22 protein-coding genes are annotated in these 18,244 nt (G+C 71.6%); 14 read left to right on the forward strand and 8 right to left on the reverse strand.

Annotation, left to right across the window (positions count from 1 at the left end):
- Window positions 1–119: 119 nt before the first annotated feature.
- Window positions 120–902 (forward strand): CPBP family intramembrane glutamic endopeptidase, encoded by a 783-nt coding sequence (locus tag ACSHXC_RS32540; RefSeq protein ID WP_438294935.1) that lies wholly within the window; start codon window positions 120–122, stop codon window positions 900–902.
- A 110-nt stretch (window positions 903–1,012) separates the two neighbouring features.
- On the opposite strand, the gene ACSHXC_RS32545 is transcribed toward ACSHXC_RS32540, so the two are convergent.
- Complete coding sequence (locus ACSHXC_RS32545; RefSeq protein WP_438294936.1) at window positions 1,013–1,828, reverse strand: PhzF family phenazine biosynthesis protein; 816 nt, start codon at window positions 1,826–1,828, stop codon at window positions 1,013–1,015.
- Between the two features lie 161 nt (window positions 1,829–1,989).
- On the opposite strand from ACSHXC_RS32545, the gene ACSHXC_RS32550 reads away from it, so the two are divergent.
- Entirely contained in the window at window positions 1,990–2,595 is a 606-nt protein-coding gene (locus ACSHXC_RS32550; protein WP_438294937.1) for a PadR family transcriptional regulator, read from the forward strand.
- Between the two features lie 192 nt (window positions 2,596–2,787).
- Window positions 2,788–3,075: a hypothetical protein gene (locus ACSHXC_RS32555; RefSeq protein WP_438294938.1), complete on the forward strand. Its 288-nt coding sequence runs from the start codon at window positions 2,788–2,790 to the stop codon at window positions 3,073–3,075.
- A 136-nt stretch (window positions 3,076–3,211) separates the two neighbouring features.
- Here ACSHXC_RS32555 and ACSHXC_RS32560 read toward each other — a convergent pair whose 3' ends face one another.
- Window positions 3,212–3,640: a type II toxin-antitoxin system Rv0910 family toxin gene (locus ACSHXC_RS32560; protein WP_438294939.1), complete on the reverse strand. Its 429-nt coding sequence runs from the start codon at window positions 3,638–3,640 to the stop codon at window positions 3,212–3,214.
- 146 nt (window positions 3,641–3,786) lie between these two features.
- The gene (locus ACSHXC_RS32565) at window positions 3,787–3,978 is read right to left on the reverse strand and encodes a hypothetical protein (protein WP_438294940.1); all 192 of its coding nucleotides are present in this window, start codon (window positions 3,976–3,978) and stop codon (window positions 3,787–3,789) included.
- Window positions 3,979–4,224: 246 nt separating this feature from the next.
- Between ACSHXC_RS32565 and ACSHXC_RS32570 the strand changes: the two genes are divergently transcribed.
- The 3 genes from ACSHXC_RS32570 to ACSHXC_RS32580 all read left to right on the forward strand — a co-directional run bounded on the left by ACSHXC_RS32570 (window position 4,225) and on the right by ACSHXC_RS32580 (window position 7,007).
- Entirely contained in the window at window positions 4,225–4,770 is a 546-nt protein-coding gene (locus tag ACSHXC_RS32570; protein WP_438294941.1) for a Clp protease N-terminal domain-containing protein, read from the forward strand.
- Between the two features lie 112 nt (window positions 4,771–4,882).
- Window positions 4,883–5,866: an EamA family transporter gene (locus ACSHXC_RS32575; protein ID WP_438294942.1), complete on the forward strand. Its 984-nt coding sequence runs from the start codon at window positions 4,883–4,885 to the stop codon at window positions 5,864–5,866.
- Between the two features lie 190 nt (window positions 5,867–6,056).
- Window positions 6,057–7,007 carry a DMT family transporter gene (locus ACSHXC_RS32580; RefSeq protein WP_438296958.1) on the forward strand — a complete coding sequence of 317 codons (951 nt, stop codon included), beginning with the start codon at window positions 6,057–6,059 and terminating at the stop codon, window positions 7,005–7,007.
- A gap of 40 nt (window positions 7,008–7,047) precedes the next feature.
- Here ACSHXC_RS32580 and ACSHXC_RS32585 read toward each other — a convergent pair whose 3' ends face one another.
- Window positions 7,048–7,686 (reverse strand): FMN-binding negative transcriptional regulator, encoded by a 639-nt coding sequence (locus ACSHXC_RS32585; protein ID WP_438294943.1) that lies wholly within the window; start codon window positions 7,684–7,686, stop codon window positions 7,048–7,050.
- 10 nt (window positions 7,687–7,696) lie between these two features.
- Window positions 7,697–8,368, reverse strand: coding sequence for a pyridoxamine 5'-phosphate oxidase family protein (locus ACSHXC_RS32590; protein ID WP_438294944.1), 672 nt, complete (start codon window positions 8,366–8,368; stop codon window positions 7,697–7,699).
- Window positions 8,369–8,403: 35 nt separating this feature from the next.
- Here ACSHXC_RS32590 and ACSHXC_RS32595 point away from each other — a divergent pair, with 35 nt between their 5' ends.
- Window positions 8,404–9,744 (forward strand): aminotransferase class I/II-fold pyridoxal phosphate-dependent enzyme, encoded by a 1,341-nt coding sequence (locus ACSHXC_RS32595; RefSeq protein ID WP_438294945.1) that lies wholly within the window; start codon window positions 8,404–8,406, stop codon window positions 9,742–9,744.
- Here the strand turns inward: ACSHXC_RS32595 and ACSHXC_RS32600 are convergent.
- Complete coding sequence (locus tag ACSHXC_RS32600) at window positions 9,738–10,694, reverse strand: DMT family transporter (RefSeq protein WP_438294946.1); 957 nt, start codon at window positions 10,692–10,694, stop codon at window positions 9,738–9,740. The two genes, ACSHXC_RS32595 and ACSHXC_RS32600, sit on opposite strands and share 7 nt — an antisense overlap.
- Before the next feature lie 74 nt (window positions 10,695–10,768).
- Here ACSHXC_RS32600 and ACSHXC_RS32605 point away from each other — a divergent pair, with 74 nt between their 5' ends.
- On the forward strand, window positions 10,769–11,671 hold the full coding sequence (locus ACSHXC_RS32605) for a LysR family transcriptional regulator (protein ID WP_438294947.1): 903 nt from the start codon (window positions 10,769–10,771) through the stop codon (window positions 11,669–11,671).
- Between the two features lie 3 nt (window positions 11,672–11,674).
- On the opposite strand, the gene ACSHXC_RS32610 is transcribed toward ACSHXC_RS32605, so the two are convergent.
- A complete protein-coding gene (locus ACSHXC_RS32610; protein ID WP_438294948.1) occupies window positions 11,675–12,151 on the reverse strand; it encodes a pyridoxamine 5'-phosphate oxidase family protein in 477 nt (158 codons plus the stop codon).
- A gap of 103 nt (window positions 12,152–12,254) precedes the next feature.
- Here ACSHXC_RS32610 and ACSHXC_RS32615 point away from each other — a divergent pair, with 103 nt between their 5' ends.
- On the forward strand, window positions 12,255–12,905 hold the full coding sequence (locus tag ACSHXC_RS32615) for an isochorismatase family protein (protein WP_438294949.1): 651 nt from the start codon (window positions 12,255–12,257) through the stop codon (window positions 12,903–12,905).
- On the opposite strand, the gene ACSHXC_RS32620 is transcribed toward ACSHXC_RS32615, so the two are convergent.
- A complete protein-coding gene (locus ACSHXC_RS32620; protein ID WP_438294950.1) occupies window positions 12,892–13,338 on the reverse strand; it encodes a Rieske (2Fe-2S) protein in 447 nt (148 codons plus the stop codon). The genes ACSHXC_RS32615 and ACSHXC_RS32620 overlap by 14 nt on opposite strands.
- A 204-nt stretch (window positions 13,339–13,542) precedes the next feature.
- Here ACSHXC_RS32620 and ACSHXC_RS32625 point away from each other — a divergent pair, with 204 nt between their 5' ends.
- From ACSHXC_RS32625 to ACSHXC_RS32645, 5 genes are all read left to right on the forward strand, one after another.
- Complete coding sequence (locus tag ACSHXC_RS32625; protein WP_438294951.1) at window positions 13,543–14,424, forward strand: HipA family kinase; 882 nt, start codon at window positions 13,543–13,545, stop codon at window positions 14,422–14,424.
- Window positions 14,421–14,804 carry a DUF3037 domain-containing protein gene (locus ACSHXC_RS32630; protein WP_053724272.1) on the forward strand — a complete coding sequence of 128 codons (384 nt, stop codon included), beginning with the start codon at window positions 14,421–14,423 and terminating at the stop codon, window positions 14,802–14,804. The genes ACSHXC_RS32625 and ACSHXC_RS32630 overlap by 4 nt, the downstream gene beginning before the upstream one ends.
- 148 nt (window positions 14,805–14,952) lie before the next feature.
- Window positions 14,953–15,714: a 3-oxoacyl-ACP reductase FabG gene (fabG, locus tag ACSHXC_RS32635; RefSeq protein WP_438294952.1), complete on the forward strand. Its 762-nt coding sequence runs from the start codon at window positions 14,953–14,955 to the stop codon at window positions 15,712–15,714.
- Between the two features lie 17 nt (window positions 15,715–15,731).
- Complete coding sequence (locus ACSHXC_RS32640; protein ID WP_189960665.1) at window positions 15,732–16,493, forward strand: SDR family oxidoreductase; 762 nt, start codon at window positions 15,732–15,734, stop codon at window positions 16,491–16,493.
- 161 nt (window positions 16,494–16,654) lie between these two features.
- Window positions 16,655–18,208 carry an ABC transporter substrate-binding protein gene (locus ACSHXC_RS32645; protein ID WP_438296960.1) on the forward strand — a complete coding sequence of 518 codons (1,554 nt, stop codon included), beginning with the start codon at window positions 16,655–16,657 and terminating at the stop codon, window positions 18,206–18,208.
- The last annotated feature ends 36 nt before the right edge of the window (window positions 18,209–18,244 follow it).

Here is an 18,244-nt window from a genome sequence, read left to right on the forward strand (position 1 = left end):
AGTCCCCCGGCCTGTCGCGCGCGATCTTCGTAATTTCTTTCGAGACCCTAGCGGGGCGGCGGTGGGGATGGAACGGGATTCGTCAACTGGAGGCAGGTGTGCAGGTGGAGGCCGAGCGCGTGGCTGATTCTCTTCCCGAAGAGGGGACTTCACCGCGGATCCTGCGGTCCGAGACCGTGCTCGTACTCGCGCTTTCGCTCGGCGCGAGCGGGGTGTCGGCGCTGATCAGCTTCATCGGCTCGCTCACCAAGCCGGGCGGCCTCAAGCACCAGGCGGCCAATCTCAACACCTCCTACGCTCCCGGGCGGCCGTGGCTCGATCTCGCCTGGCAGCTCTTCGGCATCGCGACGGCGCTCGTGCCGGTCGCGCTCGTCGCGCACCTGCTCCTTCGCGAGCGGACCGGTGGCCTGCGGGTGATCGGCTTCGACCGGACGCGGCCCTGGTCCGACCTCGGCCGGGGCGTACTGATCGCCGCCGGGATCGGCAGCGCGGGGCTCGCCTTCTATCTGGTGGCGCGGGCGGCGGGCGGCAACCTGACCGTCGTCCCCGAGTCGCTGCCCGACGTGTGGTGGAAGTACCCGGTGCTCGTTCTGTCGGCGCTGCAGAACTCCGTGCTCGAAGAAGTGATCGTCGTCGGGTATCTGCTGCGCAGGCTGGGCCAGTTGGGGTGGACACCGCTGGCGGCCCTTGTCGCGAGCTCCGTCCTGCGCGGCTCCTACCACCTCTACCAGGGCATCGGCGGCTTCATCGGCAACATGGTGATGGGCGTGGTCTTCGTCCTGCTCTACCGGCGCTGGCAGCGCGTCGGGCCGCTGGTGGTGGCGCATTCGCTGCTCGACATCGGCGCCTTCGTCGGGTACGCGCTGCTCGCGGGGAAGGTGAGCTGGCTGCCGACGATGTGAGCGGCCGGGAGTGTGGGTGGTAAGGGGCGTACGTCTATTGCGTACGCCCCTTACGTCGTTTGAAGCGTGTCGTTGGGGCATGCGCCCAGGGCGCGTCTTGAGGCGTGTCCCTAGGGTGCGGTCAGCAGCTCGCCGTCAATGACCGTCACCGCGCGGCCGGTGAGCAGGGTGCGTTCGCCGCGCACCTCCGTACGGACGAGGCCGGAGCGGGCCGAGGCCTGGAGGCCGGTCAGCTCGGCCCGGCCCAGGCGCGCCGACCAGAACGGGGCGAGCGCGGTGTGGGCGCTGCCCGTCACCGGGTCCTCGTCGATGCCGACGTTGGGGAAGAAGCAGCGCGAGACGTAGTCGTACCCGGCGGCGGGATCCGCGGCCGCGGCCGTCGCGATGATGCCGCGCCGGGAGTGCCGCCCCAGCGCGCGGGCGTCGGGCGCCAGGGCGCGTACGGCCGCCTCGTCGGGCAGCTCCACCAGGAGGTCGCCGATGTCGGCCGAGGTGTCGTGGACCGAGACGACCGGGGCGCCGAGCGCCTCGGCGAGGCCGTCCGGGACGGCCTCCTCCTTGAGGGGCGAGGTCGGGAAGTCCAGGGTGATCGTGCCGTCCTCGGCGGCGGTCGCCCTGAGGATGCCGCAGCGCGCGGCGAACCGCACCGTCCCGGACGCGGCGCCCGTGGAGTGCAGGACGTGCGCGGTGGCCAGCGTGGCGTGGCCGCACATGTCGACCTCGGTGGCCGGGGTGAACCAGCGCAGCGCCCAGTCCGCGTCCCCGCCCGGCGGCAGCGGGTGTGCGAAGGCGGTCTCGGCGTGGTTGACCTCGCGGGCCACGTCCTGGAGCCAGCCGTCCGCCGGGAAGGCGTCGAGCAGCAGGACGCCGGCGGGGTTGCCGGCGAAGGGGCGGTCGGTGAAGGCGTCGACGATTCGAATGCGCATGGCGGCACCGTACGGGACGGGAAAACCCGCAGGCCAAGGCCAATTCGCGGTGGCTGGACCGCTTCCGGGGGCGGCCCTTGCTCGGACGGGGGTTGCCAAGCGACTGTCACCGATATATCGTTGACGCATCGCGACAGATCAACGATGGAAGGAAGCGAACCATGCGTTCACATGGATACGGACAGCAAGGACCCGGCCATCGCGGTCGGGGCGACTTCGAGGGGCGGCGTTCCGCCTTCGGGTCCTTCGGCCCCGGCTTCGGCGGGGGACCGTGGGGCGGACCGTTCGGTCCCGGTGGCCGTGGCGGCCGGGGCGGTCCGCGGGGCAGGGCGCGGCGCGGCGATGTCCGCGCGTCGATCCTGGCCCTCCTGAAGGACCGGCCGATGCACGGCTACGAGATGATCCAGGAGATCGGCGAGCGCAGTGGCGGGGCCTGGAAGCCCAGCCCGGGCTCGGTCTACCCCACCCTCCAGCTCTTGGAGGACGAGGGGCTGATCACCAGCGAGAGCGAGGGCGGCAAGAAGCTGTTCACGCTCACCGACGCCGGGCGCACGGAGGCCGAATCGGGAGCCGAGGCTCCCTGGGAGGACGCCGGCCGCGGAGTCGACTGGGAGGCCATGCACGAGATCCGGCAGGCCGGCTTCGGTCTGATGGAGGCGTTCGGCCAGGTCTGGAAGACCGGCTCCGCCGACCAGCGCCAGAAGGCCCTCGCCGTCATCAACGACGCCCGTAAGAAGCTCTATCTGATCCTTGCCGACGAGGACTGAACCTCGCGCAGGGCAAAGCCCAACGCCCCCTCGGTGAATTCGAGGGGGCGTTGCGGCATGTGGTCGGCCGACGAGGCTGCGAGCGGATCACGCGATGCTGTCGTCCGGGCTTTCCGGTCGACGGCATCGCGTTGAGCCGTCGCCCCCGACAGCCATGGGTGACACTTTCACAGTTTGGCCGTTATGTCGGGTATGAACATTCGAAGCTCTGTCCAAGTCCTCGGTGCCCTTGCCGCGGTCGCGCTGCTCGCGATGTCCGCCGCCTCCGCGCAGGCCGACCCCGGACCCGAGTACAGCAAGGTCCTCCGGGTAGGGGGCGTCTGGGACGCCGACTCCGGCCGCTGCGTCGAGGGCCCCCGGTACCTGACGAAGGAAGAGGCGGCGGAATTGGGCCGGGAGATGGCCTACGTCGCCTACACCTCGGCCGACATTCCCAATACCCCGGGGGAGAACGGGTGCCGGTTGGGCAGTTCCGAGTGACGCCGGTGGCCGGTGGATCCGAGAGGTCGTTGCGGCACCTGGGTGCCTGATCGGATCGCAAGTAGCTTGAGCAGGCGCTCGGCCGGGGTGTCCCGGCCGGGCGTTCTGCGTGGTCGGCCGCGGCGCATTCGCCCGCTCAGACGCACAGCCCCCCGAGCTTGCGCAGTGACTCGTTCAGGGCGGCCGTCGCCGAGTCCTTGAGTTTGCCTGCCATGAGCGAGACCGCGGCGCCCGTGAACTCGCCGTCGATGCGGACCGTGGTGGCCGCGCCGTCGGGGATGACCGTGTAGCGGTTGGCGACGTTCACGCCCATCGGGCCCTTGCCCCGGATGCCGAACACCCGGCCGGCCTCGAACTCGTCCACCGTCCATGCCACTTCGGCGGGGAAGCCCATGAGCTTCATGTTCTCCGCGTAGGTCGCGCCCAGCTCCAGCTTCCCGGGGCCGCCCGCGGGGAAGCTGGTGTGCGTGGCGTTCCACTCGCCGTACGAGGAGAAGTCGGTGAGCTGTGCCCAGACCTTCTCGGCCGGAGCCTCGATACGTGCCTCCGCGCTGACCTCGGCCATGCGACCACTCCTTTGTGGGACTGTGACGGGGACGTGCGCGGAACGTAGCCGGAGGCGGGCGAACATTCAATGCTGATGAACCGTCAGATTTCGTCGCGGCCCCGATGCCCTGTGCCGGGAAGCCGCCGTGGGCCCCGCCCCTCCGCTCAGATCTTCAGGGTCTCAAGGGCCCAGATCCGCGCGGAGTCGAACAGGTCCGAGGCGCGTGGGCGCGCGGACTCGTCATGGCAGTGGAACGCGGCCCAGAACAGATCGCCCGGCAGCGCCTCGCGCGGCGCGTACACCCGGTACACGTACTGCAGACCGTCCTGGGCCAGGAGGGCGACCATCCAGCACATCGGCGCTCCCTCGGCGGGTGGTGGGGACGGCTGTGTCATGCGGGAGGGACGAGTCGGGACGGCGGTGCGGTTGCGCCGGGGGCGCGGGGCAGGACGCCATGCGCCGTGGGGTTGCCCTCGTGGGGGAGATTTCCGAGATCTCATCCGTAAGGAGGAGAACCCGGTCATCCGTACCCAACTTTCGCGGGAGAGCGAATGCTCCTCCTCGGGGATGTTCTTCGCGCCATCGGCTGATGAGGTTGAGGGGTGCACAGTCCTACCTCAGGGGCCCCTCACCAGGTCTCGTCCCCCGCAGACATCGAGGCCCGACTCACCGCGGAGCTGGCCTCGGTGGTCGCGGGCGCCCGCAGGCGTGCGCTGCGCGACGGGGACCGGCAGCTGGACACCGCGCATCTGCTGCACTCCCTGATGGAGAGCGACCCCGAGGTGCGGGCCGCGTTCGAGGACGGGCCGCAGGTGGCGCGCGTGCTCGGGTACCTGGTGCAGCGCAGCATCGGGTACGGGCTCCGCTGGCAGGGATCTGTCGAGGACTCGGGGGCGGTGCCGCTGATGACGCAGCCCGGCTGGTCGCCCAGCGCCCTGACGGCGCTGGAGTACGCGCTGCGCCGGGCCGCCGCGCGCGGCGGTGACCGGGTCACCGGACGGGACCTGCTGGCCGCGCTCGCCGCCGACCCGGAGTGCCGGGCGGTCCAGGTGTTCCAGCACGCGGGAGTGGACGCGGCCGCGCTGACCGAGAGCCTGGGAGAGCCGTCGCTGCCGGGCCGGCTCGGCGAGGCCACCCAGCAGGCCTGAACGCCTCCGGAACCGGGCCGAGCCGAGGCCTTGCGCGCGGCCGGAATTCGCTCCCCGTCTCGACAGGTGTCACGCGGATGACGGTCATGACCCGGGCTGCCATGATGTGCCGATGCACGCGTCTCGGGGAAGAAGCGTCGGCCTGGGACTCGCCCTGGTGTCGGCCTTCGCGTTCGGTGGTTCAGGTGTGGCGGCCAAGCCGCTCATCGAGGCGGGCCTCGACCCGCTGCACGTGGTGTGGCTGCGGGTGACCGGGGCCGCGCTCGTCATGCTCCCGGTGGCCTGGCGCCACCGCCGCCTGGTGCTGCGCAAACCCGCGCTGCTCGCCGGGTTCGGACTCCTTGCCGTCGCCGGTGTCCAGGCCTGCTACTTCGCCTCCATATCGCGCATACCCGTCGGTGTAGCCCTCCTCGTCGAATACCTGGCGCCCGCGCTCGTCCTCGGCTGGGTCCGGTTCGTGCAGCGCAGGCCGGTGAGCCGCGGGGCCGCGCTCGGTGTGGTGCTCGCCGTCGGCGGGCTCGCCTGTGTCGTCGAGGTCTGGTCCGGGCTGAGCTTCGACGCGGTCGGACTGCTCCTCGCGCTCGGCGCGGCCTGCTGCCAGGTCGGCTACTTCGTCCTGTCCGACCAGGGCGGCGAGGGCGACGACGCGGCCGACCCGCTCGGCGTCATCGCCTACGGGCTGCTCATCGGCGCGCTCGTACTGACCGTCGTGGCGCGGCCCTGGGACATGAAGTGGTCGGTGCTCGGCGGCAGCGCCGCCATGAACGGCTCCCAGGTGCCCGCCGTGCTGCTCCTTTGCTGGATCGTGCTGATCGCGACCGTCGTCGCGTACGTCACCGGGGTCATCTCGGTGCGCAAGCTCTCGCCGCAGGTGGCCGGAGTGGTCGCCTGCCTGGAGGCCGTGCTCGCGACCCTCTTCGCCTGGGTCCTGCTCGGCGAACACCTCTCGGCGCCGCAGATCATCGGCGGCGCGGTGGTCCTGACCGGCGCGTTCATCGCCCAGTCCGCCGCCCCCAGAGCGGCTTCGGGGCCGGTCGCCTCGGGCGGTCCCGCGCCCGCCGAAGGGGAGTTGTCGGCCGGGCACTCCGCCGCCTAAGGTGACGATCATGCATTCGACCGTACTGCCGCCTCCCGCCGCGTAACGCGGGCGGCCGCACTCCTGACGAAGACCCGGCTCGGGCAGTCCCCGAGCGGCTCGTCGCTGCCCGCGTACTCCACGCCAGCGTCCAGCCAGCTGTCTTCCTCTTCGGAGTACGTACGTGTCGAACTCTTCAACGGGCCTTGCCATGGGCCCCTCCGCCACCCTGCCCGTCGGGCGCGGTCTGCTCTACCTCGCCTTCGCCGGAGTCGCCTGGGGCACCGCGGGCGGCGCCGCGGCCCTGGTCTTCGGAGCCAGTGACCTCGGGCCGCTCGCCCTGTCCTTCTGGCGCTGCACGGGCGGACTGGTCCTGCTGCTCGGTGCGATGGCCCTGCGCCGCCGCCCCGCGGCCAAGGCTGCTGAACCGCGCGGCCGCAGGCTGCTGCGCATCCTCGGCAACGGCATCGGCCTGATGGTCTTCCAGAGCGCCTACTTCGCGGCCGTAGAGGCCACCGGACTCGCGGTCGCGACCGTGGTGACCCTCGGCGCGGGACCCGTCCTGATCGCGCTCGGCGCCCGCGTCGCCCTGGGCGAGCGGATCGGCTGGGCCGGCACCGCTGCCGTGGCCGGGGCGCTCGCCGGACTAGCGGTCCTGTGGATCGGCAACGGCGGCGGCACGGTCCGGCCCGCCGGGGTCGTCCTCGCCCTGGTGTCGGCCGCCGGGTACGCGGCCATCACCCTGCTGACCAGGTGGCTCGGCCGCGACGGCGGCGCCGCCGACCCGTCGGCCACCACGGCCTGGGCCTTCGGTGTCGCGGCGCTGTGCCTGCTTCCGTTCGCGGGCGCGGAGGGTCTGCTTCCGCACACCGTGGAGCCGATGCGCGTGGTGTTCCTGCTCCTTTACGTGGCGGCCGTGCCCACCGCGCTCGCGTACGCGCTCTACTTCGCAGGGGCGGCGGTCGTCCGGGCCGCGACCGTGTCCGTGATCATGCTGCTTGAGCCGGTCAGCGCGGCCGTGATCGCGGTGTCGGTGCTCGGCGAACGCATCACCGCGGCCACCGCGGCGGGCACCACGCTGCTGCTTCTCGCCGTGATCGGGCTCGCGGCGGCCGAGACGAGGCAGGCGGCCAGGTCCCGCCGCGAGCCGGTGGTGCTGTAGCGAGCGGTGGGCCCCCGCCGGACGGGGGCTCACCCACAGGTCAGCGGCGCCGCTCGTGATGCTCGTACGCGGCGGGGTCGCGCGGCCCCCCGCGCTCCCGCAGCGCGGCGGCCGTGCGGTCCTTCACGTACTCCGGCTTGTGGCTGCCGTACTTGAACTTGGCCCGTACGTCCAGGACTTCGAGCCGGATGCCACGCAGCCCGGACAGGAGACGGCCGTACGGGATCTCGCCCGCGGCCGCCGCGGCCGAGCCGCCCTCCGGCTGGAAGTGCGCCAGCTGACGGTTCAGCAGGTCCGCCTTGTCGGCCGGGTCGTCGACCAGGTGGGCCGTGCAGCGCAACTGGACGGCCGCGTAGAAGCTGGTCGGCACGCCGTGCTCCGGCGGCACGTCCTCGGCGGCCGTCCACGGGCCGGGCGCGAAGACGTGGTCGTCGGCGACGCTCAGCAGCACGTGCGGATCGGCTTCGAGCGCGGGCCACAGCGGGTTCGGGCGGGCCAGATGCAGCAGCACCTGGCCGTGCGGCCCGCCGCGCCCCGGCTCGTACAGGAAGTGCGTGGGCTGGAGCGAAGGGGGCTCGCCCGGAAGCCCGTTGACGGCGAGCTGGCCGAAGTCGTGGGCGGCGAGCCAGCGTTGCCACTCGCCGTCGTCCTTCGGCGCGTCCCAGGGGTGGATCAGCATGCGAGCCGCCTCAGAGCGCGGTGAGGTAGCCGGGCACGGGCAGCGCCGGGTCCAGGCCGTCCGCCGGGACGGGGACCCCGTAGCCCCGGGTGAGCGGGAGGACGCCGGACCAGTGGGGGAGCGCGAGGTCCTCGGGGTCGTCGTTCGGGCCGCCGGTGCGGAGCTTCGCCGAGACCTCGTTCAGGTCGAGGCTGATCACCGCGGTCGCGGCCAGCTCCTTCGCGTTGGCCGGGCGCGAGTCGAGGGAGCGGCCCGGGACGGCGTGGTCCACCAGCGCGTCGAGCGCGGCGCGCTTCTCCTCGGGGTCGGTGACCTGATGGGCGAGGCCGTGCACCACCACCGAGCGGTAGTTGATCGAGTGGTGGAAGGCGGACTTGGCCAGGACCAGGCCGTCGACGTGGGTCACGGTCAGGCACACCGGAAGCCCGGGATCGGCCTGGCCGGCCGCGCGCAGCGGGCGCGAACCGGTCGAGCCGTGTATGTAGAGCCGCTCGCCCACCCGGGCGAAGAGCGTCGGCAGCACCACGGGCGCGCCGTCGCGGACGAAGCCCAGGTGACAGACGTACGCCTCGTCGAGGAGGCCGTGCACCAGCTCGCGGTCGTACGAGGCCCGCTCGCGATAGCGGGTCGGTACGGTGCGGTCGGTCGCCTGATAGGCGGCTGCGGTCGCGGTGTCCGACATTGCGTTCTCCATTGCACTAGTGCATAATCTGTTTTGTGCTAGGAGAATATCGGATCGAAGGGCGCCGCGCATCGGAGATTGCCGAGAGCGTGGAGCGCGCGGTGGGTGCCGGAGGGCTCGAACCGGGTCAACTGCTGCCCCCGCTCAGGGAGTTGGCGACCGAGCTCGGCGTGAATCCCAACACCGTCGCGGCCGCCTACCGGCTGCTGCGCGACCGCGGAGTGATCGAGACCGCGGGCCGTCGCGGCAGCCGCGTGCGCCCGAGGCCCGCCAGCACGGCTCGCGACCTCATCCGTGTGGACGTGCCCGAAGGCGTGCGCAACATCGCCGACGGCAACCCGGACGCGACGCTGCTCCCGCCGCTCGGCGAGGCACTGGCCGCCGCCGCCCGCAGCAATGCCGAACGGCCCGGGCGGTACATGTACGGGCAGGAGCCCGTGGACGAGGAGCTCGCGCGCCTCGCCCGCGCGGGGTTCGACGAAGGGGGCGTGCCGGACGGGCCGGTCGGCGTGCTCTCGGGTTCTCTCGACGCCATCGAGCGGGTGCTCACCTCCCACTTGCGCCCCGGCGACGCGGTGGCGATCGAGGACCCCGGCTGGGGCGCGCTGCTCGACCTCGTACCGGCGCTCGGGCTGCGGCCCGAACCCATGGCGCTCGACGACGAGGGCCCGCTGCCCGAAGGGCTCGAACGCGCCCTGGCCGCGGGCGCCAAGGCCGTCGTGATCACCTGCCGGGCGCAGAACCCGACGGGCGCGGCCGTGAGCGCGGCCCGCGCCCGGGCCCTGCGCAAGGTGCTCGCCGGGCACCCCGGGGTGCTGCTCATCGAGGACGACCACGGCCACGGCATGGTCGACCTGCCGCTGCACCCGGTCGCCCCGGTCACCGAGCACTGGGCTTTCGTACGGTCCGTGGCCAAGGCGTACGGGCCGGATCTGCGGCTCGCCGTGCTGACCGGGGACGCCGTCACCCTCGACCGGGTGCGCGGGCGCCAGCGGCTCGGGCCCGGCTGGGTCAGCCGACTGCTCCAGCGGGCCGTCGTCGAGCTGTGGACGTCGGGCGCCGTCGACCCGGCGAAGGTCGCGCGCGCGTACCGCGAACGGCGCGAGGGCCTGCTGTGGGCGCTGCGTGAGCGGGGCGTCGAGGCCCACGGACGCAGCGGCTTCGTGGTGTGGGTGCCGGTGCCCGACGAGACGGGCGCGGTGTCCCGGCTGCTGCACGCGGGCTGGGCGGTGGCGCCCGGCGCCCGCTTCCGGATGGCCTCGCCGCCCGGCGTGCGGCTCACCGTGTCGAGCCTGGCCCTGGACGATATCGGGCCGCTCGCGGACGCGATTGCCTCCGCGATCGGCCCGGGCCCCGGGACGCGCTACGCCTACTGAGCCTTCGGCTTGGCGCGGGCGCGGCTCTGGGTGAGGGCCGCGCCCGCGAGGACGACGGCCGCGCCGACCGGCGTGTTCCAGCTGAGGCTCTCACCGAGGACCGCGACACCGGCGGCCGTGGCGATCACCGGGATGAAGTAGGTGACCATCTGCGCGGTCGTCGAGCCCACCTCGTTGACGAGCCCGTACTGGACGAGCACCGCGAGGCCCGTGCCGAGTGCGCCGAGCGCCGCGACCGCGAGCAGCGGGACGAGTGGGAAGGAGCTCGGGAATCCGGCGAACAGCGGGGTGACCAGGGCCAGTTGGAGGGTGGCGATGCCGAGCTGCGAGCCGATCAGGGACAGGTTGGAATGGCCGCTGCCCGCCAGCGTGCGCCGGACGTAGATCCAGCCGATCGGGTAGCAGAGCGAGGCGAGCAGCGCCATCGCGGTGCCTGTGACGTCCAGGCCGTGGAAGCCCTGCCAGGCGCCGAGCACCGTGAGCACCCCGAGGAAGCCGAGCCCGAGCCCCGCGACGCGGCGGCGGGTCGGCCGGTCCTCGGAGAGCGCCACCATGGACAGCGCCATGCCCCACAGCGGCGAGGTCGCGTTGCAGATGCCGGCCAGCGTCGAGGGGATCGTCAGTTCCGAGTACGCGAAGAGCGAGAACGGCGCGGCGTTGAGGAGCAGCGCCGCCACCGTGAGGTGCAGCCAGGTGCGGCGCCCGCGCGGCAGCCGCTCGCGCTTGACGGCCATCGCCACGGCGAGCACCAGCGTGCCGAAGAGCAGCCGCCCGAAGGTGACCTGGAACGGCGCGTAGCCGTCCGTGCCGACCTTGATCAGCAGAAAGCTGAAGCCCCAGATCAGCGAGAGCGCCGCGAACCGGATGCGCCAGTCCAGGGCGGGGCGGCGCGGGACGGTCGTCGAGGTCGGTGTGGAGGAGGTGGCCCGGGACGGGGCGGTGGTGCTCATGACGACCACAATGCGGCCCAGAACTACGTAGCACAAGCGAGAAAACAAGCAGGTGATCGGTTAGCATCGCTTACATGTTGAATCTGGAGCGCCTGCGCACCCTCGACGCGGTGGCCCGGCACGGCTCGGTGGGCGGCGCGGCCGACACCCTGCACGTGACCACCTCCGCCGTCTCCCAGCAGCTCGCCAAGCTGGAGCGGGAGGCCGGCCAGCCGCTGCTCGCCAAGAACGGGCGCGGCGTGCGGCTCACCGACGCCGGCCGGCTGCTCGCCGAGCACGCCTCGCGCATCCTGTCCCAGGTCCAGGTCGCCCAGGCCGAGTTGGAGGCCCAGCGCGGCCGGGTCGTCGGCGAGCTCAGGATCGCCGGCTTCGCCACCGCCGCCCGGGGGCTCTTCCCTGCCGCGCTCGCCTCGCTGCGCGCCGAGCACCCGCAGCTCGCCGTCCGCTCCGACGAGCTGGAGGCCGACGAGTCGGTGCAGGGCGTGCTGCTCGGCGACCTCGACCTCGCGCTCGTACTCGACTGGTACAACAAGCCGCTGCCGCTGCCCGACGGGCTCGCCAAGCGGGCCGTCCTCGACGACCTCGCGGACGTCGCCCTGTCCGCAGGCCATCCGCTGGCCGGCCGCGAGGTGGTGGACCTGGAGGAGTTCGCCGACGACGAGTGGATCACCTGGCCCGAGGGCGAGTTCTGCAACGAGTGGCTGATGTTCACCCTGCGAGGCAAGGGCATCGAGCCGAAAATCGCCCACGTGGCCCGCGAGCACGCCACCCAACTCGCCCTGGTGGAAGCCGGGTTGGGGGTCAGCATCGCCCCGCGCCTCGGCCGTGGCCCGATCCCCGGCGGAGTGCGGGTGGTCCCGGTGCGCGACGCGATGAGCCGCCATGTGTACGCGGTGTGGCGCGCCGACGCCGACCGCAGGCCCTCGATCCGGGCGGCGGTCGACGCGCTGGTGGCGGCGGGGGAGCGGCCGGCCTGAGGGCTACCGCGCGAAGTCGCCGCCCAGCTTGCGGAAGTCCCACGACACCACCGTGTCCGGCGTCAGCCGCAGCCACGCGTGCCGCCCGTCGTGGACCATCTCCTCCAGGCCGAAGTTCTTCGCCGCGAACAGCCTCTCCACATCGGCGAGTTCAGGACACGGCTCGCCGGTGCGCGGGGCTTCGCCGACGGGGACGACGCTGCCGCTGAGCTCCACCCCGCGCAGTTCCCCGTACTCCGTGCCGTCGTCCACCACCACCGCGACGCGCGGGTCCTTGCCGAGCTGGGTCCAGCGGCGGCTGCGGGTGATCGAGTACAGCCAGAGCGAGCCGCCGTACCAGACGTACCAGAGCGGGGCGACATGCGGCCTTCCGCCGGCCGAGACGGTGGCGACCCGGCAGGTGCGCTGCTCGCCGAGGAAGGCGTCGCGCTCCTCGTCGGTCATCATGATCCGGCGGCCCCGGCGCTGTGTGACGGTCATCTGCGCCATCCCTTTCACGAGTGCGTGCAGGAATTCTGACGGTACGTCAGAAATCATGGCGCGCTCTTCCCTCGTCACGCAATGGCGGTTAGCCTCCCGCGCCATGGCGACGAAGGAACTCCTCGCGGAACAGCTCGACCCGTCCTCCACGGTCCTGATGACCGTGGAGTGCCAGCAGGGCGTGGTCGGCGCGGACAGCGCGCTGCCCGAACTCGCCAAGGAGGCACGGGAGTCGGGGGCGCTGCACAACGTGGCCCGCTTGGTGGCGGGCGCGCACGAGGCGGGCGTCCAGGTGCTGCACGCGGTCGCGGAGCGCCGCCCCGACGGGCGCGGCGCCAACCGCAACGCGCGCCTGTTCCGGGCCGCCGAACGGCTTCCCGTGCAGCAGTACTCGGGTTCGCGGGCGGTGCGGATCGCCGAGCCGATCGAGGTGGCCGACGAGGACATCGTCGTACGCCGCCTGCACGGCCTCTCGCCGGTGGCCGGCACGGACGTGGACCCGCTCCTGCGCAACCTCGGCTGCCGCACCCTGATCGTCACCGGCGTCTCGGCGAACGTGGCGATCCCCAACGCGGTCTTCGACGCGGTCAACCTCGGCTACACGGCGGTGGTCGCGGCCGACGCGATCGCGGGGGTGCCGGCCGACTACACCCCCGCGATGATCCGCAACACCCTCGCCCTGGTCGCCACGGTGGCCACCACCGACGACATCCTGGGCTGCCTCAAGGTGACCCGCCGCGTCACGCGAGCCTGATCGCATCCCCCTGGACGGAGATCGCGGCGGCGGGCAGCGGGGACGGCGCGGGGCCGCCCTTGACGCTGCCGTCCGCGACATCGAACTTGCTGCCGTGGCAAGGGCAGTTGATGGTCCCGCCCGACACCGACGACACGGCGCAGCCCTGATGCGTGCACTTCGCCGAGAACGCCTTGAACTGGCCGGCGGTGGGCTGGGTGACCACGACGCCCTGCGCGGCGAAGATCTTCCCGCCGCCCTGCGGAATGTCCGACGTCTTGCCGAGCACGCCCCCGGCATCCTTGCCGCCGCCGTCCCCGGCGGGCTTCGCCTCGTCCGAGCCGCCGCCCCCGCACGCGGTGAGCGCGGCGGCGAGCCCGGCCGCGCCGACGCACGCGATGACGGTGCGGCGCGCCGGAACCTGCACGGCTGCGGACTGCGATTCGGTGCTCATGCTGACTGTCCTCTCGATGTACGACGCGTAGCTGCGTGAGGGTGTACGGGAGTGGCGCGCGGGGCGTTCAGCGATCCGGCCACTTCTCGGGAAACGGGCGGGCCGGGCCGGGAGGAACGCAGGGAGGAGGGCGGGAGGAACGCAGGGAGGAGGGCGGGAGGAAAAGGGATCGAGCGCCCGATTGCCGCGAAGTAGCCTGTGCCCATGCTCACTGAAGTCACAGCGACCCGGTACGTCACGCCGTTGCGTGAGGGCGGATCGCTTCCGGGCATCGTCGAGGCCGACGATCTCGGAACGTATGTCATGAAGTTCACCGGGGCCGGCCAGGGCCGCAAGACGCTCGTCGCGGAGGTCATCTGCGGGGAGCTCGGCCGGCGGCTCGGGCTGCGCGTCCCGGAACTGGTCACCATCCAGCTCGACCCGGTCATCGGCCTGTCCGAGCCCGACCAGGAGGTGCAGGAGCTGCTCAAGGCGAGCGGCGGCCTCAACCTCGGGATGGACTACCTGCCGGGCTCGCTCGGGTTCGACCCGCTCGCCTACCAGGTGGACGCGGCGGAGGCGGGGAAGGTCGTCTGGTTCGACGCGCTGATCAACAACGTCGACCGGTCGTGGCGCAACCCCAACATGCTGGTGTGGCACGGCGACCTGTGGCTCATCGACCACGGCGCCACGATGATCTGGCACCACAACTGGCCCGGCGCCGCGGCCTCGGCGGCCAAGCCGTACAACGCCTCCGACCACGCGCTCGCCCCGTTCGGCCCCGACATCGCCGCCGCTGCCGCCGAGCTCGCGCCGCTGGTCACCGAAGAGCTCCTGACCGAGGTCGCGGCCCTCGTACCGTGCGAGTGGCTGGTCGACGAGCCCGGGTTCGACACCACCGACGCGTTGCGCCGCGCCTATGTCGAGCCGCTGCTCGCCCGCGCCGCCGACATTCACGAGCGGATCACGTTCGACACGCCGGTGAAGACAAAGGCGCCGCAGCCTCCCGGCTGGCTGACCGACCACATCAAGCCGTGGCCGCACCAAGCCAAGAACACCAAGAACACCAAGAACGCCGAGAGCAGCAAGAAGGACGACGACCGTTGAGCAAGCGCGATGTCTTCGAGTACGCGCTGCTGCGCGTGGTGCCACGCGTCGAGCGCGGTGAATGTTTCAACGCGGGCGTGCTGGTCTACTGCCGCGCCCACTCCTTCGTCGCGGCGCGCACCCATCTGGACGAGGCGAAGCTGAAGGCGCTCGACCCGGCCGCGGACGTGGTGGGCGTACGGGCCGCGCTGCGTGCAGTCGAGGGGGTCTGCGGCGGCGGCGAGGGTGCCGGGCAGGCGGCGGGCGACGACGCGGGCCGGCGCTTCCGCTGGCTGATCGCGCCGCGCTCCACGGTCGTCCAGCCGGGACCGGTGCACACCGGCCTGACCGCGGATCCGGCGGCCGAGGCCGAGCGGCTGCTCGACCTCCTGGTGCGCTGAATTCCGCCCCGGCAGGGGTGTGACATGCGCCGGGGGATCCGTGGCCCGTTGACACCGGGTGCCAGGGCTTCTAGCGTCTCGTCTGCTGAAGCTACTAAGCGGTTGCTCAGTGACTGAGGGCCGCGGATCCCAGGGCGAGGAGAACAGCATGTCCACCACCGAGCAGCGTGTCGCCATCGTGACCGGGGCGGCGCGGGGCATTGGCGCCGCGACCGCCGTCCGGCTTGCGGCCGAGGGCCGGGCCGTCGCCGTACTCGACCTCGACGAGGCGGCCTGCAAGGACACCGTCGACAAGATCACCGCGGCGGGCGGCCGGGCGATCGCTGTCGGCTGCGACGTGTCGGACGGCGCCCAGGTGGAAGCGGCCGTCGAGCGAGTGGCGGCCGAGCTCGGCGCGCCGACCATCCTCGTCAACAACGCGGGCGTGCTGCGCGACAACCTCCTCTTCAAGATGAGCGAGTCGGACTGGGACACCGTGATGAACGTGCACCTCAAGGGCGCGTTCCTGATGGCCAAGGCCTGTCAGAAGCACATGGTGGACGCCAAGTGGGGCCGCATCGTCTCACTCTCCTCGTCCTCCGCGCTCGGCAACCGCGGCCAGGCCAACTACTCCGCCGTCAAGGCCGGTCTGCAGGGCTTCACCAAGACCCTCGCCAAGGAGCTCGGCAAGTTCGGCATCACCGCCAACGCGGTCGCCCCCGGCTTCATCGTCACCGAGATGACCGCGCAGACCGCCGCCCGGGTCGGCATGGGCTTCGAGGAGTTCCAGGCCGCGGCCGCCACCCAGATCCCCGTCCAGCGGGTCGGCTTCCCCGAGGACATCGCCAACGCCATTGCCTTCTTCTCGGGCGATGCCGCAGGGTTCGTCTCCGGCCAGGTCATGTACGTGGCCGGCGGACCGCTCAACTAGGGCCAGGGGCAAGGGACATGACTGAACTTCCTGAACTGTCGGGCAAGGTGGCCCTGGTCACCGGAGCGAGCCGCGGCATCGGCTACGGCATCGCCGAGGCGCTCGTCGCCCGCGGCGACCGCGTGTGCATCACCGGACGCGGTGAGGACGCCCTCAAGGAGGCCGTCGAAAAGCTCGGCTCCGACCGGGTCGTCGCGGTCGCGGGCAAGGCCGCCGACGAGGCCCACCAGGCCGCCGTCGTCGAGCGCACCATGGAGGCCTTCGGCCGGGTCGACTTCCTGGTCAACAACGCCGGCACGAACCCGGTGTTCGGCCCGATCGCCGAGCTCGACCTGAACGTCGCGCGCAAGGTGTACGAGACGAACGTGATCTCCGCGCTCGGCTTCGCCCAGCAGACCTGGAAGGCCTGGCAGAAGGACAACGGCGGCGCGATCGTCAACATCGCCTCCATCGCCGGCGTCTCCGCCTCGCCCTTCATCGGCGCGTACGGCATGAGCAAGGCGGCCATGGTCAACCTGACCCTCCAGTTGGCGCACGAGTTCGCGCCGGTGGTCCGGGTCAACGCGATCGCCCCGGCCGTGATCAAGACCAAGTTCGCCCAGGCGCTCTACGAGGGCCGCGAGGCGGAGGCCGCCGCGGCCTACCCGCTCGGCCGGCTCGGCGTGCCCGCCGACATCGGCGGGGCGGCGGCCTTCCTCACCTCCGAGCAGTCGGACTGGGTCACCGGACAGACGCTGGTCGTCGACGGCGGGCTGTTCCTGAACGCCGGAGTCCACTGACGCGAAAGGTCCGCGAACACTGAGCGGATTTGCTCCTGAATATTCCAAAGTGCCCTGCTGAGACGGTCGGTCGACTCGGCGGGGCACTGCGGTATGGTCTGCCGACCCATGGCCGATCGAGGAGCGTGCACGTGTTCAAACGGACCATCTGCCGGCGCACCATGGCGGCCCTTGCGTCCATATCCCTGCTCGGCGGCTGCGGACTGCTCTCGGGGGGCGGTTCGCAGGCGCAGCAGGAGATAACTGTGGGTACGACGAGCGAACCGAGCACGCTCGACCCGGCCGCGTCCTGGGACGGATCGTGGGAGTTGTACCGGAATGTCTTCCAGACGCTGGTGGCCTTCCCGACCGGCAGCAGCGCCCCGCAGCCCGATGCCGCGCAGTCCTGCGAGTTCCAGGACAAATCGAGCCGCACGTTCACCTGCACATTGCGCAAGGGAATGACCTTCTCCGACGGAGCCACGCTCGACGCGAACGCCGTCAAGTACTCCATCGACCGGATCGTGAAGATCAACGTGAAGGCGGGGCCGAAGGGGCTGCTCAGCAGCCTGGACCACGTCAGCGTCGACAACGACCTGACCGTCACCTTCCACCTCAACAAGCCCGACGCGACCTTCCCCTACGTGCTCGGCGCGCCCGCGATGTCGATCGTGGACCCCAAGGCGTACCCGGCCGACAGGCTCCGCGACGACGGCGGGCTCACCGGTTCGGGCCCGTACACGCTCGACTCGTACAAGGCGGGCGACCGCGCCGTCCTGAAGAAGAACGACAGCTACCAGGGCTTCGCGCAGCCCAAGAACGACGGCGTCACCATCCGCTACTTCCGCGACTCCAAGACCATGGTGGACGCCCTCAAGAACAAGCAGATCGACGTCACCTACCGCGGCATCACCGCCGACGAGGTCGAGGACGTACGCAACGAGAAGGCCGCGGGCAAGCCGCTCGAACTCGTCGAGAACACCGGCAGCGAGATCCGCTTCCTGGTGTTCAACCCCAAGGACCCCGAGGCCGCGAACCCGGCGGTGCGCCGCGCGGTCGCCCAGCTCGTCGACCGCGACGCCCTGGTCGCCAAGGTCTACAAGGGCACCGCCGAGCCGCTGTACTCGATGGTCCCGACCGGCGTGAACGGGCACACCACCAGCTTCTTCGACACCTTCGGCTCGCCCAGCGTCGACAAGGCGAAGCAGATCCTGCGCAAGGCCGGCATCACCGGCCCGGTCCCGCTCACCTTCTGGTACACCACCGACCGCTACGGCTCCTCCATGGCGGCGGAGTTCCAGGAACTCAAGCGGCAGCTCGACGCCTCGGGTCTCTTCAGGATCACGCTCGACAGCCGCCCCTGGAAGACGTACACCGAGGGCTTCCAGGCCGGCGAGTTCCCCGTCTTCGGACGCGGCTGGTTCCCCGACTTCCCCGACCCGGACAACTTCATCGCGCCGTTCGTCGGCAAGGAGAACGCGGTCGGCACGCCGTACGAGCCGCGTGAGATCACCACGCAGCTGATCCCGCAGTCCCGCGAGATCTCCGACCGGGGCGCCGCGAGCAAGCAGTTCGAGCGCGCCCAGGACATCCTCGTCGACGACGTCCGGCTGCTGCCCCTGTGGCAGGGCAAGCTCTACATCGCGGCGAGCGACGACATCGCGGGCGGCGAGCGCGCCATGGACCCGCAGACCGTCATGCAGATGTGGGAGCTGCACCGCAAGACCAGCTGGTAGGGGCGGGCACGGACGGCGTTGTCAGTGGCTCCCGGT

The organism is Streptomyces sp. HUAS TT7 (genome assembly GCF_051550175.1).
Taxonomy (GTDB): Bacteria; Actinomycetota; Actinomycetes; order Streptomycetales; family Streptomycetaceae; genus Streptomyces.